We start from the raw sequence: 16,816 nt of genomic DNA, 5'->3' as shown, positions 1-16,816 counted from the left end.
CCCTGCAGGAAAAGACCACTAATACCACCATTTAATCACATATTTTCAATGCCTTGGGAGTTGTTCAGGCCGGACTATTTAGAGGCCAGAAGTCATTCTCGATAAAGTATACGGCTCCTATCGTGCCGCTTCGACCCGTAGTTACACCCGGTCCTGACACCTTTGCGGTGTCGTGTGTGTCCGTTGGCCCGTTTGAAGTGACCAATGCAAACGGGCCGCTTGTCCGTAAGCGTTTAGGAAGGTCAAAACCACGTTGAAGAGTGCAAACTTCGCCCAGCGGCTTGACCTCCCAGCCCGCCTTCACAGCATCCCCCTGATCTCTTCCAGAATCGCGGCGGTCTCGGCATCCCGCGCCAGCATGTCCTCGATGATCTCCGAAGGGTCGCGCAGGGCGGCTTCCTCGGGCGCGAAGGGGTTCTTGACGGACATATCTACCGTCTCGGCATCAATATCCCCGCGCTGCACCGTCCAGCTTTTGGCGCTGTCCGCACGGGTTTTTTGCAGGTCCACGAATTCGGCCAATTCATCATCGCGCAGGGGCGATGACTTGCCCAAGGACCGCTCCGGGTCCAGCGCGTAATACCACGTCGCCCGCGTCTTACGTCCCTTTTCAAAGAACAGCACCACGGTTTTCACGCCCGCGCCCTGAAACACCTTGGCCGGGCAATCCAGCACCGTGTGCAGATCGCAGGTCTCCAGCAATTCACGGCGCAGGGCGGCTGCGTCGCCATTGCTCAGAAACGTGTTCTTGATCACCACAGCGGCGCGGCCCCCGGCGCGCAGTTTGCGGATGAAGTGCTGAATGAACAGATACCCCATCTCGCCCGATTTGATCGGAAAGTTCTGCTGCACCTCGGCCCGTTCGCCAGACCCGAAGGGCGGATTGGCGAGGATCACATCGTGGCGGTCCTTTTCCTGAATATCCATGACGTTTTCATTCAGCGTATTGGTGCGCCGAATGTTGGGCGCGGTGATCCCGTGCAGGATCATGTTCATAATTCCGATGATATAGGCGAGCGACTTTTTCTCTTGTCCATAGAACGTCTTGGTCTGGAGCGTGTTGAAGTCGGTCGCAGAGATATCAGGCGTCAGCATGTGGGTGTATGCCTCGACCAGAAAGCCCGCCGATCCGCAGGCCCCGTCATAAACCGTCTCGCCGATCTTGGGGTCGATCACTTTGAGCATGGCGCGGATCAAAGGACGCGGCGTGTAGTATTCCCCCCCGTTGCGCCCTGCATTGCCCATCCGTTTGATGCGGGATTCGTAGAGGTCAGACAGTTCGTGCTTGGCTTCCTGAGTGTTGAATTCCAGCCCATCGACGATCTCAAGCACGTCGCGCAGGGAGTAGCCGGAGCGGAATTTGTTGGTGATCTCTGAGAAGATTTCACCAATCTTATATTCAATGGTGTCCGGGCTGGTCGCATCCTCGCGGAATTTCTTGAGGGTCGGAAAGAGCGTCTGGTTGACAAAGGTGATCAGGTCTTCGCCCGTCAGAACATCCTTGCGGTCGGTGCCGTCTTCGTTCTTGGCCGACGCCCATGTTTTCCAACGCATCGCGTCAGGCAAGGTCGGGGCATAGTCGCGCCCCTCCAGTTCCGCCTCGTCCTGCCGTTCCTGTTCAATGTCGTCGAGATATTTGAGGAACAAAATCCAAGAGGTTTGCTCTGCATAATCAAGCTCGGACGCCAACCCCTCTTCGTTGCGAAGTTCGCGGTCGATGCTGTTGAAGGCGTTTTCAAACATTGGGAATCCTGCTGTTTTTCGTGAGAGTAGTTTCGGCTTGTGGTGGGGGCAACGGGCAACTGGTCCTAGGTGCGTTTCTTTATCAGCTCGCCCTGCCGCTCGATGGAAACCGGACAATACGCACTGATCGAGGTGACAACGCTGCTGTGCCCGATGTTCTGAGAAAACGCCTTGAAGGCTTCGCGGGTCGGGTAGTGGGTGTCGGCCCATTTCACTAGGGTTTTACGGAACGCGTGCGGGGTGAAGGGCGGCAAGTCAGCGCGTGTGAAGGCATCTCTGATGGCCTTACGCAGGGCATTGGCGTTTTTGTAAATCTCGCGCTTCAAACCAGACACTTGGAATTCGCCATCAATGGCTTTGACCTGTGCCGGAGGGAAGAGTGGGTCGTCGGGACCGAACAGGCGTTCCTTTTTTAGGTGGTTAAGCCATTCGGTGAAACAGATCAGGTAATCTGCATCGACGGGCAAGAAGAAGGTTGTGAAGGTTTTCGCGTTCTTTGTGCGGACTTCGCGGGCATCCTGATAGACGCAGCCGTCGATCATGTTGATGTGCTTGATGCGCAGAGATGCAACCGCCCCATCGCGCGCACCTGTCAGCATAAAAAATGCAAAGAGAGCTTTGTCGCGGCGTTCGACCTCAGTACTTTCCGGTATGAAATTGAACGCGTGGCGGACCATTTCCATAGAAGGGTAGGGTGTTTCGCGGACAGCGCTGGCAACACGTTGGCCTTTGGCGTCCATGTTGAAGTAGTCCGCATCGGAATGGCGGATGCGTTGCTTGTAGCCAGTCTGATCAGCCAGCCAGAAGATGAAGCCTTTGTTGGCGGCCAGGATGCTTGAGATCGTAGACTTGGAGAGGGGCTTGCCGGTTGTCTTGCTGATCTCCTGTTCCAAGCGTTCGCGAAACTTGATCACTTGTTCGATGCGGAACTTCTTGAAGCTGGCGAAATTGGTGCTGGCCTCAAAACGCAGAATACCATCGGCAGCCTTTTGAACCGTGCTGGGGTCTTTGCGTTTTGCAGCCTTCAAATACTTGAGATAGCGGCGTTTGATACGTTCATTTTCTTCGTTCACTTTTCTCATAGGAATTCTCCGTTTGCTAAGTGTCAATTCAGGGGAGGGATGGTGGTATCAGTTAAGCCTTGCCAACACGCCCTTTGGTGATCTTGAAAATTGCACTGAATAAAGAGTGCTGTTTGTGTGAGATCATCCGCGTGGCGGTGCCGTTGCAGTACTGGCAAGTGCCTTTAAGCAGGTCGGTCTTGGTTGTTATCTTTGTCTGAGTTACGCGCATGTGCAGTGGTTTGCGGCCTTTTCGGCACGATGGGCAGAACAACTCGTCATCATTTAAGGGGCGCCGTGCAGCGGCGTATTTGGTCCGCAGGTATTCGCGGATAGATGCGCCCAAGATCAGGTACGGCTTGGATGAGGTCATCGCCTTCAAACCGTCCTTGATCCAGTTGCGGATTGTGGCGGGAGTGACTTTCAAGGCGCTTGCGGCTTCGAAAACGTCGTAGGTCAAGTTGCCTTTCACAGCCATCGGGTTCACGCGCTTAGGCATCCTTATCACCTTCGAACAAAGCGCGGATGTCTTCGGCCTTCCAAACCGTCGTCCGAGGCCCAAGTTTTTGTGGCTTGGGAAAGCGACCTTCTTTAACGCCTGTCCACCATGTTGACTTAGAAACGGGAATAGGACCGTTTGGTGCCAGTATTTGGGATAAACGGACGAAGCCAGTATCCGGGAACGTGGGGTAGTCCATCTTGATCAGTCCTTGTGCTATGGAGTCTGATCAAGTCTTGGCTCATACATTTGTTAAGTTGGTCGAATAGAATTTCCACTAAGAGAATAGGTGTAAGTCTCTGATTTTATTTACTTAGGCCGGTTCTATTCGTTAAGCGAACAGTGGTTAATCTGGCTTCCAGTTCTCTGGGAGGAGTTCTGAACCTTCCTTCAGGTATTTTCGAATCGTCTCACGAGATACTGACAACCCCAGTTGATCTGCGATGTCTTCGATCTCTTTTGGTATTTCGCTGCGTTTAGCCTTTGGATTGAATCCGTATCCGTCAATTGCCATAGCTGCGATCAATTTGGTCATCGTTACGCGTTCGCGACCGTCCATTCGTGTTTTATCTTGGTGCGCTAGAATTGCTTTGGTTGCGGGCTCAGTTTGTTTTTCCGGTGGTGGCGACGGCAGCATTTTTAAGAAGTCTTGGTGCACTTCTAGTCCATTGCCTTCAATCCATTCTCGAAGGAGCAGCAAGTCAGGTTTTTTGTTGAACCCGTGGGGATCGAGTTTTCGCCGGATTATTTCCCTGTGACGGCTCATATACTGTGCAACTTGATCGAGTTTTTGTGTTGCACCACGCATATTGAATGGTTTTATTGATTCAATAAATTTTTCTTTGGGTTCAAGGCCAACGGAAAGCCAGACAATTTCATCAAGTGTTAGGAAATCTGCCCGTCCCCAGTGCTCAAAATCTGCAAGATTTGAGGTTTGGAAGAGTGGTGCGGTAAACCAATCCCTCAATTTTCCAAAGCGTTCACGGACTTCTTGGCGATAGCCTAATTGCCATGCCTGAGCTTTTTCTGAGATTGGTTTCCCATTTTTATCAAAGTCTTCTGTGATTTGATCATCGGTTTGCGCTGATAGGTCGGCGACTATTTGGTTGAACAGATCAGCTCGCCACCTGTTCAATTTTGAAAATAGCTTAGCGTAGCTCGGTCCCAACGGCAAAGCTTCGACAGGATCAGGCGAAATAAACAAAGCGCCTCCGGTCTCCGTCAGCACCAAAAAGTGAAGGCGCAACCGTTGTTCTTTTTGCATTTCCACCTGCCAGAATACGTTGGGAAAAAGTTAACTTGCCTGCATCTCTTCCAAATATCCAGCCCACCAAACGGCTAGCCTAACTCGCTCATCCCAATGGTCGCCCCTCGCATAGGCACGCCGAACTTCATTTTTCTCAACATGCGCCAAGGCCCGCTCAATTGCGTCCGGGTGCCAGAGTCCGCTTTCATTGGCCAGCGTCGAGAATGAAGCCCGAAATCCGTGGGCGGTCATTTCGTCACCGGAGTAGCCCATGCGTCTAAGTGCGGCGTTTAGGGTGTTTTCGGACATGGGGCGTTTCCATGTTCGCAAAGACGGGAACAAGAACTCTCCATTCCCGTTTATCCGCCGCAGCTCGTCCAACAAAGCAAGTGTTTGAGCGGGCAGAGGCACCAAATGGTCTCGTCGCATCTTCATCTTTTCGGCGGGGATTGCCCAGACCTTGGCTGAGAAATCAATCTCTGACCATTTCGCATGACGTATCTCGCCGGGGCGTTGCGCGAGGATGGCCAGCAATTTAAGTGCAATGCGGGTGGTGGCTTGGCCGTCGAAGCCGTCAATCTCGTTCATTAGTCTGCCCAGCGCTTTTGGATCGGTAATCGCAGCCCGGTGAACACGGGTGGGGCGGATCAATGCATCACGCAAGGCGTAGGTTGGATCGGTTTCCGCGACACCACTGGCGACAGCGTAGCGAAAAACAGACCCGATACGTGCGCGCAGGCGGTGCGCGGTTTCATAGTTGCCCTTAGCCTCGACCTTGCGCAGCGTCTTTAAGATCATGGGCGCGGTGATCTCGGTTATTGGGCGGCGTCCAAAGTCTTGGTTGGCCAGTTTGAAATGATACGCGGTTTTGTCGAGGGTAGCTTTGGACTTGCCCTCTTTGCGTTGCTTTTCGAAAAATGCAGCACTTATCTTCTCAAATGTCTGGCCAGCCTCTTCCCGCTTTGTACGCTTTTCAGACTGTTTTGCTTCGCTTGGATCAACTTCTGCCGCTACCATGGCCCGTGCCGCTTCCTTGGCTTTGCGTGCTTGAGCCAAACTGACATCTGGGTAGACACCAATCGAAAACAGGCGTTCTTTGCCGAACAGGCGATACTTCATCTGCCAGAGTTTGGAGCCGTTCGGCTTCACCAAAACGAATAAACCCTCGAAATCAGCGACCTTATACGCCCTCTCGCGTGGTTTTAGATTGCGAACTTGGATGTCTGACAAAGGCATGGTTGGGGGTATCACTTTTCCGACTCAAATCGGATACCCCCTCAAATACCCCCAATGTGGGGGTATTGTATCGGATGCAATGAAACAGCATCGGACGAAGAAGCATCTCAAATTCCATATAACACAGGGATTTTCGGATGTCTTTGGCTGTTTCTGGATTGGAAAATGGTGCCCCCACACGGACTCGAACCGCGGACCTACTGATTACAAATCAGTTGCTCTACCAGCTGAGCTATAGGGGCTTCGGACGCGTGATTACTGAGTGTCGCGCGGCTGTGCAAGAGGCAATTTTGCGAAAAATACCGATTTGCGCATTGGCACCTTACATGGTTTTCATCCGCAGCCCGAGCCGTATAATGCAAAGGGGCAGCGGGAAGAACGAACACACATGCAGGTTGTCCTTCACACAGGTCTTCACGAGACGGACAGCGACCGGTTGTTCAAGACGCTTTTGCGCAATCGCGACGGGCTGCGCCCCGACGGCATTGCCATTCCAGGGCCGGGAAAATACCGCAAGCTGATATCAGAAATGCTTAATGCGTTGGGCAGTATGCCGCCCGCGCCGGACACGCGCAATATTTTGTTGGACAGCGTGCTGGACGATGATGCGGGCCATGTTGACCGGCTTGTCCTGTCGCATGAGAACCTGTTCTCTGTGCCCAAGATCGCATTTCAGGGCGGTGTGGTCTATCGCAAGGCCGAGCAGCGCTTGCAGACACTGCGCGAAGTATTCGCCGGCGACGCGGTCGAGGTGTTCATCGCGCTGCGCAATCCGGCGACGTTTTTGCCAGCTTTGTTGCAGTCCACCCCACACGACACGATTGCGCAGCTTTTGAACGGCCTTGACCCGGCGCAGGTGCGGTGGTCGGACCTGATCGCGCGGATTGTCGGCGCGTTGCCAGGCGTCTCGGTGACCGTTTGGTGTGATGAGGACAGCCCACTGATCTGGGGTGAGGTGGTCCGCGAGATTGTCGACGTTGAGCCGACCCATGCGATCATTGGGGCCTATTCGCGGATGGCCGACATCATGACCAAAGAGGGCATGGCGCGGTTCCGGGCTTATCTGGCCGAGAACCCGGATCTGACCGAGGTTCAGATTCGGCGCGTCATGGTGGCGTTTCTTGATAAATACGCCGATGGCGCGAAGGTCGAACCGGAACTGGATTTGCCCGGATGGGACGCTGATTTGGTGCAAGACCTGACCGAACAATACGAGGAAGACCTGTTCGATGTGGCCCGAATGCCCGGTGTGACGCTGATCGCGCCATGATCCTGGATCACGCGGTCGTGCCGCGCGGCGCCAAATGTGCCGCGCGTGTCGCGCTTAGCTCATGCCCAATGCTTCTTTGTACATATCAAGCACCGCTTCTTCTTCTGCGATGTCGTCGGGCTCGCGTTTGCGCAGGGCGATGACCTTGCGCATCACCTTGGTGTCATAGCCACGGCCCTTGGCTTCGGCCATAACCTCTTTCTGCTGTTCGGCGATGTCTTTCTTTTCCGCATCCAGACGTTCAATCCGCTCGATGAACTGACGCAACTCATCTGCGGTGACGCGGTAGTTGGCTTCGAGTGCGCTGTCGTCCATGTCTTGGCTCCTGTTCGGTTTGGGCAGTGTCGTAGCGGGCGTGGCGGTGGCCTTCAAGGGCTTGTCAGCGGGCGGTGGATGAATTACCGCCGCTTGGGTCACAGCCACGTCGGGAGCACATCATGGATATACTGATCTGGTCGGGAGCAGCGCTGTCTTTTGCCGGTCTGTGCGGACTGGTCTATTGCATTCTGCGCGTCAACAAGGCGCGCAAGGCCGGGCTCAGCGATGAAGAGCTGCGCACAGAGGTCAGATCGGTCATGCCGTTGAACCTTGGCGCGCTGTTCGTGTCGGTGATCGGGCTGATGACGGTGATCGTGGGTATCTTTCTGGGCTAAGCTTAAAGATCGTCAAAGCTGCGGCCATATTTGATCAGCTCGGCAAAGATTGGATCCGGGGTCCACAGATCCTGATCGGGGTGATCCACCGCGCCCATTGCGCGCGTTGTTTTCAGCAACCCGCCGTGCCCAGCCGCATGCATCACCCCGCCGCGCCAATTCGGGACAAGCTGGGTAAAGACGGACGTCACGTCGATATCCCCGGCACGCGGCACCACGCCGGCGCGCAGCGCCTTTGCGCCCTCATTGGCCAGTGCCCCGAGGATGCGCCGCACGATCAAGCCATCGGGCATCGCGGCCTGCTCTGGCCGCTGGTCGTTGATCAGACGCAGCGCCTCGGGGTCCGGTTTCGGCAGGATGACGGGCGAATGGGTGTAGTAGCCCCGCCCGGTCTGCATACCTTTGCGGCGGTCCTGCATCAGAATGGACGTCCAGTTTTGGCAACCATCGGCCCGACCGTATTGTGCGACCACGTCAAACCCGACCCGGTCGACCATCTCGAACGGAGGCTGGGCCATGCCCCAGCGCCGCAGGGCTGCGTCAATGACAAAGGGGGATTGGCCCAGATCCACAAGACTGTCCGCCGCGCGCCAGAGCGTTTGGGTCAACCGCGCGTGCAGGCTCAGGCCCGATGTCGTTTCGACCACGGCCAGTTTGTTGAGCTTGCGTGCCAGCGCCACAGCGGCCAGCCGGTCGCTCTCGGTGCCGTGCGGGCCAAGGATCACTTCGACGCCGCGCGCCTGTGACGCGGGAAGGGCAAAATGCAGCGCCAGGCGCGGATCGGTGCCGGGCAGGCAATGCGCCACCGGCATGGCGGCAGGCACCGGCACCCCACGCTGGCCACGCGTGGCGCGCAGCACGATATCCGCGCCGTCGATCACCTCGGGGGTGTCGCCATAGCGTAGCGCGGCAAGGCTGCGCTTGGCCCGGTCCGCGTCCAGCTGACCTGTCTCGACCGCGCTCTGCATCGTGCTGTGAACAAAGCCGATGCTGTCGCGCTGCTGGGCCGGATCCTTGATCAGCCAACGCACCGCAACACCTGCCTCAAGCGCGGCCAGCACAATCTGCGCGGCGCCTGCGCTGCCGCCCAGCACGGTGATGGTTGCAATTTCGGGCAGGTCGGTGCGCCGTGTCTGGGCGCTCACCGCCTGTTCGGCATGGAACAGATGGGCCAAGGCCTTTGACTGTTCGGTATCGGCGCAATCTTCGGCGGCGGCCTGTTCAAACGCGAGGCCCGCATCGATGGGCAGCAGCACCGCTGCTTCGACGGCTGCCAGAATTTGCTTTGGGGCCAATTCGCGCGAGGCGTCAACCTGACTGCGCATGTGTTTGATCGCGGTTTGGTATTCTGCGGCGTCCGTGAATCCGATGCGTCGCGCCGCTGTGGGTCGGGGGGATGCGTCTTGCGCCAGCAGATCTGTTGCAAAGCGCGTAATCGCATCGTCGGCGCTGTCGTCGAACAGCATGTCGGTCATCGGCCTCAGTGCGTCCAGCGTCGCTGGGCGCAAGGCACCTCCCACCAGCAGATCAAGCGCCGCTGCCGCCCCAACAAGGCGGGGCAGGCGCTGCGTGGCTCCGGCGCGGGGCACAAGGCCGATGCGGGCATTGGGAAATCCTAATCGCGTCTGACTGTGGGCCAGCCGGTAGTGCGCGGCCAGTGCCAGTTCCAACCCTGCGCCAACAACCGGTCCGCTCAGCACAGCGATCACCGGTTTGCAGCAGCGTTCGATCCGCAGGCACAGTTCGGCCAACAGGTTGGCTGTGTCGTCCCCGCCGCCTTGCGGATCGGTGATCCCCGATGGGAAATGTGCGCCTTTGCCCCGAAGGACGATTACGCGCGCAAGGGCGTCTGCCTCAACCTGTGTCAGCGCAGCGTCCAAAGCCTTCAGCCCGCGCAGGGTCAGGCGTGCCGCAGGCCCGGCGTCGAGCGCAATCTGCGCGACCCCGCCTGTGACCGATATCTCGGTGTCTGTGCCCATCTTCTGCTCCGATGGCCTCTGTTTGGCGATTGCGCCTGTTCTTTTCAGGGCATTAGACGTCAAACCGGGCCATCTGGCAAGAATCCTGCGCTAATCGGCGCGGGTGTGCATCATCCGTGCGACATCCAGCATGCGGGCGGAAAACCCCCATTCGTTGTCGTACCAGCCAAAGATGCGGATCTGATCGCCGGTCTCTAACGTCTCGGTCGGGGCGATGACCAGCGATTCAGGCCGCATGCGCAGATCGACCGATACACAGGGATCTTCAACCAGCCCGATCACCGGGTTGGCGTCGGCCAAGGCGCGCAAGGCGTTTGCGGCGTCCTGAGGTGGGGTGCGAAGTCGGACCACAAGATCCACCGCCGACACGCTGATGGCAGGCACCCGAACAGCCGCCCCGGTGACACGCCCGGCCAGATGGGGCAGCACCCGGTCAATCAGCTTGGCCGCGCTTGTGGTGGTGGGCACCATGCTGACCGCTCCTGCTCGGTTTCGGGCAAGGTCCGGTCCGCGCGGGGCATCCACCATGGGCTGACTGCCGGTGTAGCAATGGATCGTGGTCATATGCCCCTGGATCAATCCGTAGCGCGCATCCAGATCGCGCAGCAAAGGCGCCAGCGCGTTGGTGGTACAGGATGCGTTCGACACCACGCGGGCCGCACCGATCTGATCGTCATTGGCGCCGCACACGATGGTGATATCGGCAATGTCGGACGGCCCCGAGATCAGCACCGTCCGCGCGCCTGCATTCAAGGTGGCGTCGATACTGTCGCGGTTGGTCGTCGCGCCGGTGCAATCCAGAACCAGGTCAACCCCATCAAGCGGCAGATCCGCCATCTTGACCCCAGTCAGCAACGGAACAGAGCGCCCCCCGGCGATCAGGTGCCCGTCCGCAAAGGCGACTCCACCGGGCAGCGGGCCAAAGACGCTGTCATACTTGAACAGATAGGCACAGGTTTCGGGCGCCGCGAGGTCGTTCACCGCGACCACTTCGATACTGGCATGCTCTGGCAGGCTCAGGATTTGCCGCAGGATCACGCGGCCAATACGACCAAACCCATGGATGACGATGCGCATATTCTGTCCTTTGCCCGGTCACGATGTGCCTGTGCGTTATAGCTTGCATTTCAACGCTTATTTTTTCACATTGTAAAAATGTTTTTTGTATTGAAACAATTCAGGGCGTGGAAACCGATATGAACGCAGAGATAGGGCCAGAGCGGCGCGCGCGGGGACGGCCGCGTGCCTGGGGCGATACGACCGAGCAGAACAAGATCAAATCGCTCGACCGCGCGCTTGTTATCCTTGAACGGCTCAGCGAATGGGGCGGGGCCACTCTCACCGATCTGTCCGAAGACCTAAAGCAATCCCCGGCTACGGTCTACCGCGTGCTGTCGACCTTCGAGGGACGTGGCATGGTGGATTTTGATCCCATTGCGCAGACCTGGCATATCGGGGCAGGGGCGTTTCATATCGGGTCGCGGTTCTTGCGCCGGACATCGCTTGTCGAACGCGCGCGGCCCTTTCTGCGCACCTTGATGCAACAGACCGAAGAAACCGCGAACCTGGGCATGTCGCGCGATGGGCAGGTGCTGTTCCTCAGTCAGGTCGAGACGCACCACAACATCCGCGCCTTTTTCCCGCCGGGCACCATTTCGCCAATGCATTCGTCGGGCATTGGCAAGGCGCTGTTGGCGCAGATGGACGACAAGGACGTGGCGGCGATCATCCGCAAACACAAGCTGCGCGCGTTCACGGACAACACATTGGTCACGCCCGAAGCCTTGGCGGCGGATCTGGCCGCGACCCGTGCGCGCGGCTATGCCTTTGATGCGGAAGAGAAAAACGACGGAATGCGCTGTATCGCGGCGCCGGTGTTCGACATGCACGGCGAGCCCGTTGCCGGCGTGTCGATTTCCGGTCCCTCAGCGCGCATCCCTGATGACCGCATTGAACCCCTTGCCGCCGCGGTCAAAGACACGGCAGCGAGGCTGACAGCAGCGCTGGGCGGACCGACCGATTAAGCGACGTTCTTGAGCGCGAGCTTGGGCGTGACCCCCAACGCGTGACACACATCGCGCGTCAGTTCCGGGCGGTTGAGCGTGTAGAAGTGCAGCTTGTCCACCCCGCCATCGATTAGGTCGGAACACAGCTCGGCACAGATGGCCGTCGCCAGCAGGTCTTCGCGCCCGTCGCGTTCGGCCTTTTCAAACGCATCGACCACCCAGGCCGGGATATGCGTGCCGCACCGCTTGGCAAATCGCACAGCGCCTTTCCAGTTCTCGATTGGCAGGATGCCCGGTGTGACAGGCTTGTCGATTCCCGCCTTTTCGCACGCATCGCGGAACCGAAAGAACGTGTCGGCCTCAAAGAAGAACTGCGTCAATGCCTCGGACGCGCCCGCGTCGAACTTGCGCTTCAGATAGGCGACGTCCGCATGCGCGTCAGGCGCTTCGGGATGGGTGTCAGGGTAGGCCCCGACGCGGATGGTGAAATCGCCCGCATCGCGCAGCCCTTCGATCAGGTCGACGCTGGACGCGAACCCCTCAGGATGCGGCACAAATCCGGCAGCGCCTTTGGGTGGATCGCCCCGCAGCGCGACAATGTCCGTCACGCCTGCCGCTGCGAAATCCTGCGCAATGGCAAGGGTTTCGGCGCGCGTGGCATCGACACAGGTCAGGTGCGCCGCCACTGGCAGGCCCGAGGATTTGTGCAACGTGGCCACGGCCTCGCGCGTCAGATCGCGGGTTGTGCCGCCTGCGCCATAGGTCACTGACACAAAGCGTGGGGCCAAGGGTGCCAAAGCCTGCACCGTGTCCCAAAGCCGGAAGGACGCCTCTAGCGATTGCGGCGGGAAGAATTCAAATGAAATGGACGGAGTTGACATCGTCATGATCCTTGCTGGCGTTGTCCACTTGTCGCATATGCTGCATTGTGAGACAAACTCATAAATCTAATCTAGAACATGAGGCAGATTGATAATGCATATCGAGTTCCGCCACCTTCGCACCATCAAGGCCATCCATGAATGCGGTGGCGTGGCCCGCGCGGCAGAGCAGCTCAACATCACGCAATCTGCGCTGAGCCATCAGATCAAGGCGCTTGAGGATCAGGCCGGGGTCGAGCTTTTCTTGCGTCGGTCCAAACCGATCCGCCTGTCTGCGGCGGGGATGCGGCTGTTGCGGCTGGCCAATCAGGTCTTGCCGCAGGTCGAAGCGCTGGCTGCTGAATTTGACGGGCTGCGCGATGGATCGACGGGGCGCATGCACATCGCCATCGAATGCCACGCCTGTTTCGAATGGTTGTTCCCGGTGCTTGAGGCGTTCCGCAAAACATGGCCTGACGTGGATGTCGACATCCGCCCCGGTTTGGCCTTTGATGCGCTGCCCGCTTTGCAAAAGGAAGACGTGGATCTGGTCGTGTCCTCCGATCCCGAGGATATTCCTGGCATCACCTTCACAGAACTTTTCGATTACAATGCGGTGTTTGTGGCCTCTGCCGCACACCCGCTGGCGCAGAAAGCCTTTATAGATGCCGAGGATTTTCGCGGTCAGACGCTCATCACCTATCCGGTGGAACGGTCGCGGCTGGATGTGTTCAGCCAATTGCTGATCCCGGCCAAGGTCGAACCGGCCGCTGTGCGTCAGGTCGAATTGACAGCGGTGATCCTGCTTTTGGTCGCATCAAACCGGGGCGTGTCTGTCCTGCCCGACTGGGTTGTGCGCGAGGTGAAATACAGCTCGGATTATGTAACCCGACCGCTGACTCAAAAAGGCGTCACACGCAGACTGTACGCGGCGACCCGCACTGCGGACACCGAAAAGCCCTTTGTCGCAGAGCTTATCCGTCTTGCACGGCAAGAAGCGCGCCGCCTCCAGACGGTCTGACGCTAGAGCATCGTGATATTTGACGCCATCACGCGGCCATCGCGGCCTTCGGTCGTGTCAAAGCTGACCTTCTGGTTGTCGCTCAGCCCGTCCATCCCGGATTGCTGTACGGCAGAGATGTGAACGAAAATGTCCTTGCCGCCATCATCGGGGGAAATAAAGCCGTAGCCTTTGGTTGTGTTGAACCATTTCACGGTACCGTTTGGCATGATCCCGTGTCTCCTTTTGTCGTCAATTCCGACCACGCAGGGCCGCTCTTGTTGCGACCGGGTGTACAATCTGCGACACCCTCGCACGCTATGAGATTGATCAAACTGCCCCAAAGACAAGTGCAGGATATATGTTTGCGAAAGCCGAACAGGGCCTGCGGTCGGGCAGACAAAGGAGACGCGCATGATCCTCTATGGGCTGAAAAACTGTGACACGTGCCGTAAGGCCTTGAAGGCACTTCCAAATGCAGAGCTGGTGGATGTGTCCGCCGCACCGCTGCCCGAAGACATTCTGGACCACGCGCTGGCCAGCTTTGGTGACAAAATCCTCAACACGCGGTCAACGACGTGGCGCGCATTGGACGCGGCAGAGCGTGCCAAAGATCCCAAGTCATTGCTGTTGGCCCATCCCAAACTGATGAAACGCCCCCTGATCCAAAGCGGCGATGCGCTTTATCTGGGATGGGACAAGACCGTGCAGGACGCGCTGGCGGGTTAATCCCGCATCTGCATCTGGTGCAGCGCTGCATAGGCGCCGGACCGCGCCAATAGATCGCCATGCGTGCCTTGCTCCAGCACCCGTCCGTGATCCATCACGACGATTTTGTGCGCATCGCGGATGGTCGACAGCCGGTGCGCGATCACCAGTGTTGTGCGCCCCTTGGACAACGTATCCAGTGCGGCTTGCACCTTGGCTTCGGATTCCGTGTCGAGCGCGGATGTCGCCTCGTCCAGCAGCAAGATGGGCCGGTCGCGCAGCAGGGCGCGGGCAATCGCAACGCGCTGCCGCTGCCCGCCGGAAAGCGCCGATCCGCGCGGGCCAACGGGTGTGTTCAACCCATCCGACAGCCGGGGCAAAAAATCCGAAACATGTGCCGCGTCGAGCGCGCGTTTCAGCTCAGCTTCGGCCACAGGGCCTTGGCCCAAAAGGATGTTTTCCAGAACAGTATCGTCAAACAGCAGCGTCTCTTGCGACACCACGGAAAACATCCCGCGCAGGTCCGTCAGCGCCATTTCCGAGACAGACAAACCTCCTATGGTCACGTTTCCATGTGACGGATCAACAAGCCGCGTCAGAAGGTTGAAAATCGTGGATTTTCCTGCTCCTGACGGGCCAACAAGCGCAGTGGTCTTCCCGGCCTCTGCCGTAAAGCTGCACTCGTTCAAAACACCTGTATCTCCGTAACTTAGCGACACATTCTCAAGTCTGATCTCAGGAACGCCTGCCGGTACGGGCTTGGGCTGCGCGGGGCTGCGCAGGTCTGGTTCGGTATCGAGGATCTGGCGGATACGTTCGATCCCGGCGGCCGCCACTTGCCAAACGCCCGCCACATTGCCAAGCCGCCGCAAGGGTTCAAACGCCAGACCAATCGCGGTGAAGAAGGCCATGAAATCGCCCACTGTTTTCTCGCCCGACAGGATCTCACCACCGCCGTAAAGCAGCACGCCCATGAACCCCAGACCGGCCATGATATCGATCATGCCGGGGATCGTGGCTTGGCCCAACGCGCTGCGGGTCTCGACCGTCACGCGTTCTTCGGTGAGGGTGCGATACTTGCCGGACTGATACCGCTCCAGCGCGTTGAGCTTGACCGGGATGATGCCGTGAAACACCTCGTTCAGCCGCACCGACAGCTTGGCCGCCACATCCCGTGCGCGGCGCGCTTCTTTGCGCACATAGCGTTGCAGAAAGATCGACGGCGCAATCAGGATCGGCGCGCCCAAAAGCGCCACAACGGTCCAGCGCCAATCCACCGAAATCGCCACTGCAAACAGCGACACAAGCGCAATCACATCGCGCCCCGCGCCGGTGATGATCGTGCGCCAGACCTTGCTGATCGCGTCCACATCACCCTCGACGCGCTGCATCAGGTATCCCGGCGAATGGGTCTGGTGATAGGAATTGTCCAGAACCATCAGATGCGCCAGCAAATCCTGCCGGATATGCGCCACGGACAGCTGCGAAATCCGCGTCAAAAGCACCTTTTGAACAACGCTCGCCACGGCGCGCACGACAAAAATGCCCAGAAAGATCAGCCCGACCCAGACAATCGCGTCCTGATCCCCGCCGACAAACACCCGGTCGAACATCGGCTTCATCATGTAGGACAGCGCCCCGAACATGCCGCCTTCCAGCGCCATGAACACCATTGCGACCGTCAAAAGCCGCCAATGTCGGGCAAGGTAGCCACGCCAGACCCAGAGCAGCAGGCCCCGCGGATTGACCGCGGCCTCTGTCATGTGGTCAGCGGCGCGGGCAGGGACAGCTTGTCAGCGGGCGTCTTGCCGTCAAACCCGGCCTGAATCGCGGTGGCATCGTATTCGGTGCGAATCCAGTCCTCGAACCCGATGGAGTCGCGCGCAGTGCGCGCGGCATAGACATCGAGGATGTAATCCTGCACGCCCGTTGCCGTGAAATCGAGGTGAATATACCGGATCGACAATTGCTTGCGCGCCACCGCGACGGGCTGGTTGTCAAACACCATCAGGTAAAGTGCCGCCACAAACCCGGCCCGGTCGGCGCCGGACTTGCAGTGGAACACAAACGGCTTTTCAACCATCCGCAGCGTGTCGATCACATGCACGATCTTCTTGCGGCTGACCGCAGAGCGCGCTTGCAGCTTGGCATTCAGAAGCCGCAGACCAAGCGCTTCGCAGGTCTCTTTTTCGAACAGGTAGTGGGCGTATTTGTCTTCGCCGCGCAGGTTCACAACCGTGTGGATGCCCATCGCCTTGTATTTCTCGAAACGCGCATGGGTCGGTTGGTTGGATCGGTACACCCCGGGCGCGATTTCAAAGAAATTGGTCCAGAAAGTGCGCAGGAACGCGTGATCGAACACGTGGTAATGGAACGTCGACCAACGCCGCGCGCGCGGGTCGGTGATGTCCTTGCCAAATGACCGACGCAGTTTGCGTTCTGCATCTTCGATCTTTGTCCAAACTCGTCCCAGCATCCGGTCCCTTTCGCGTCACGCGCGGATGTAGAGATTACGGTGCGCGCTGGCAAGCGTCGCGCGTTATTGACGGCGCGGC

Annotated in this window: 18 protein-coding genes and 1 tRNA gene; 5 read left to right on the top strand and 14 right to left on the bottom strand. The window is 58.2% G+C overall.

Annotation, left to right across the window (positions count from 1 at the left end; genetic code table 11):
- Positions 1 to 300 precede the first annotated feature (300 nt).
- The 7 genes from ACSHXH_RS09840 to ACSHXH_RS09810 form a co-directional block, all read right to left on the bottom strand.
- On the bottom strand, positions 301 to 1,743 hold the full coding sequence (locus ACSHXH_RS09840; RefSeq protein ID WP_435671607.1) for an N-6 DNA methylase: 1,443 nt from the start codon (positions 1,741 to 1,743) through the stop codon (positions 301 to 303).
- A gap of 65 nt (positions 1,744 to 1,808) precedes the next feature.
- On the bottom strand, positions 1,809 to 2,825 hold the full coding sequence (locus ACSHXH_RS09835; RefSeq protein ID WP_435671606.1) for a site-specific integrase: 1,017 nt from the start codon (positions 2,823 to 2,825) through the stop codon (positions 1,809 to 1,811).
- Positions 2,826 to 2,877: 52 nt separating this feature from the next.
- Positions 2,878 to 3,303, bottom strand: coding sequence for a helix-turn-helix domain-containing protein (locus ACSHXH_RS09830; RefSeq protein ID WP_435671605.1), 426 nt, complete (start codon positions 3,301 to 3,303; stop codon positions 2,878 to 2,880).
- Positions 3,296 to 3,502 (bottom strand): helix-turn-helix transcriptional regulator, encoded by a 207-nt coding sequence (locus ACSHXH_RS09825; protein ID WP_435671604.1) that lies wholly within the window; start codon positions 3,500 to 3,502, stop codon positions 3,296 to 3,298. Before ACSHXH_RS09825 ends, ACSHXH_RS09830 begins: the two co-directional genes overlap by 8 nt.
- A gap of 147 nt (positions 3,503 to 3,649) precedes the next feature.
- Complete coding sequence (locus tag ACSHXH_RS09820; protein ID WP_435671603.1) at positions 3,650 to 4,567, bottom strand: hypothetical protein; 918 nt, start codon at positions 4,565 to 4,567, stop codon at positions 3,650 to 3,652.
- A 30-nt stretch (positions 4,568 to 4,597) separates the two neighbouring features.
- A complete protein-coding gene (locus tag ACSHXH_RS09815; RefSeq protein ID WP_435671602.1) occupies positions 4,598 to 5,785 on the bottom strand; it encodes a tyrosine-type recombinase/integrase in 1,188 nt (395 codons plus the stop codon).
- A gap of 166 nt (positions 5,786 to 5,951) precedes the next feature.
- Positions 5,952 to 6,027 (bottom strand) — tRNA-Thr (locus ACSHXH_RS09810).
- 146 nt (positions 6,028 to 6,173) lie between these two features.
- Between ACSHXH_RS09810 and ACSHXH_RS09805 the strand changes: the two genes are divergently transcribed.
- Complete coding sequence (locus ACSHXH_RS09805) at positions 6,174 to 7,055, top strand: hypothetical protein (protein ID WP_435671601.1); 882 nt, start codon at positions 6,174 to 6,176, stop codon at positions 7,053 to 7,055.
- Between the two features lie 54 nt (positions 7,056 to 7,109).
- On the opposite strand, the gene ACSHXH_RS09800 is transcribed toward ACSHXH_RS09805, so the two are convergent.
- The gene (locus ACSHXH_RS09800; RefSeq protein WP_347200253.1) at positions 7,110 to 7,370 is read right to left on the bottom strand and encodes a DUF2312 domain-containing protein; all 261 of its coding nucleotides are present in this window, start codon (positions 7,368 to 7,370) and stop codon (positions 7,110 to 7,112) included.
- A gap of 122 nt (positions 7,371 to 7,492) precedes the next feature.
- Between ACSHXH_RS09800 and ACSHXH_RS09795 the strand changes: the two genes are divergently transcribed.
- Positions 7,493 to 7,708 carry a hypothetical protein gene (locus tag ACSHXH_RS09795; protein ID WP_435671600.1) on the top strand — a complete coding sequence of 72 codons (216 nt, stop codon included), beginning with the start codon at positions 7,493 to 7,495 and terminating at the stop codon, positions 7,706 to 7,708.
- A gap of 2 nt (positions 7,709 to 7,710) precedes the next feature.
- On the opposite strand, the gene ACSHXH_RS09790 is transcribed toward ACSHXH_RS09795, so the two are convergent.
- Complete coding sequence (locus ACSHXH_RS09790) at positions 7,711 to 9,687, bottom strand: enoyl-CoA hydratase-related protein (RefSeq protein WP_435671599.1); 1,977 nt, start codon at positions 9,685 to 9,687, stop codon at positions 7,711 to 7,713.
- Between the two features lie 90 nt (positions 9,688 to 9,777).
- Positions 9,778 to 10,764: a type I glyceraldehyde-3-phosphate dehydrogenase gene (locus tag ACSHXH_RS09785; RefSeq protein WP_435671598.1), complete on the bottom strand. Its 987-nt coding sequence runs from the start codon at positions 10,762 to 10,764 to the stop codon at positions 9,778 to 9,780.
- Positions 10,765 to 10,883: 119 nt separating this feature from the next.
- Between ACSHXH_RS09785 and bhcR the strand changes: the two genes are divergently transcribed.
- A complete protein-coding gene (gene bhcR, locus ACSHXH_RS09780) occupies positions 10,884 to 11,711 on the top strand; it encodes an HTH-type transcriptional regulator BhcR (protein ID WP_435671597.1) in 828 nt (275 codons plus the stop codon).
- Here bhcR and metF read toward each other — a convergent pair.
- Entirely contained in the window at positions 11,708 to 12,574 is an 867-nt protein-coding gene (gene metF, locus ACSHXH_RS09775) for a methylenetetrahydrofolate reductase [NAD(P)H] (protein ID WP_435671596.1), read from the bottom strand. The genes bhcR and metF overlap by 4 nt on opposite strands.
- A gap of 94 nt (positions 12,575 to 12,668) precedes the next feature.
- On the opposite strand from metF, the gene ACSHXH_RS09770 reads away from it, so the two are divergent.
- The gene (locus tag ACSHXH_RS09770) at positions 12,669 to 13,574 is read left to right on the top strand and encodes a LysR family transcriptional regulator (RefSeq protein ID WP_435671595.1); all 906 of its coding nucleotides are present in this window, start codon (positions 12,669 to 12,671) and stop codon (positions 13,572 to 13,574) included.
- Positions 13,575 to 13,576: 2 nt separating this feature from the next.
- Here ACSHXH_RS09770 and ACSHXH_RS09765 read toward each other — a convergent pair whose 3' ends face one another.
- Positions 13,577 to 13,783: a cold-shock protein gene (locus tag ACSHXH_RS09765; protein WP_435671594.1), complete on the bottom strand. Its 207-nt coding sequence runs from the start codon at positions 13,781 to 13,783 to the stop codon at positions 13,577 to 13,579.
- Between the two features lie 184 nt (positions 13,784 to 13,967).
- Here ACSHXH_RS09765 and ACSHXH_RS09760 point away from each other — a divergent pair, with 184 nt between their 5' ends.
- The gene (locus ACSHXH_RS09760) at positions 13,968 to 14,282 is read left to right on the top strand and encodes an arsenate reductase family protein (protein WP_435671593.1); all 315 of its coding nucleotides are present in this window, start codon (positions 13,968 to 13,970) and stop codon (positions 14,280 to 14,282) included.
- On the opposite strand, the gene ACSHXH_RS09755 is transcribed toward ACSHXH_RS09760, so the two are convergent.
- The gene (locus ACSHXH_RS09755) at positions 14,279 to 16,024 is read right to left on the bottom strand and encodes an ABC transporter ATP-binding protein (RefSeq protein WP_435671592.1); all 1,746 of its coding nucleotides are present in this window, start codon (positions 16,022 to 16,024) and stop codon (positions 14,279 to 14,281) included. The two genes, ACSHXH_RS09760 and ACSHXH_RS09755, sit on opposite strands and share 4 nt — an antisense overlap.
- The gene (locus tag ACSHXH_RS09750; RefSeq protein WP_435671591.1) at positions 16,021 to 16,737 is read right to left on the bottom strand and encodes a phosphatase domain-containing protein; all 717 of its coding nucleotides are present in this window, start codon (positions 16,735 to 16,737) and stop codon (positions 16,021 to 16,023) included. Before ACSHXH_RS09750 ends, ACSHXH_RS09755 begins: the two co-directional genes overlap by 4 nt.
- Positions 16,738 to 16,816 lie beyond the last annotated feature (79 nt).

This window comes from Marivita sp., assembly GCF_051251565.1.
Taxonomy (GTDB): domain Bacteria; phylum Pseudomonadota; class Alphaproteobacteria; order Rhodobacterales; family Rhodobacteraceae; genus Marivita.
The sequence above is the reverse complement of the archived record's forward strand: the minus strand, read 5'-3'. Positions and strand labels throughout refer to the sequence as shown.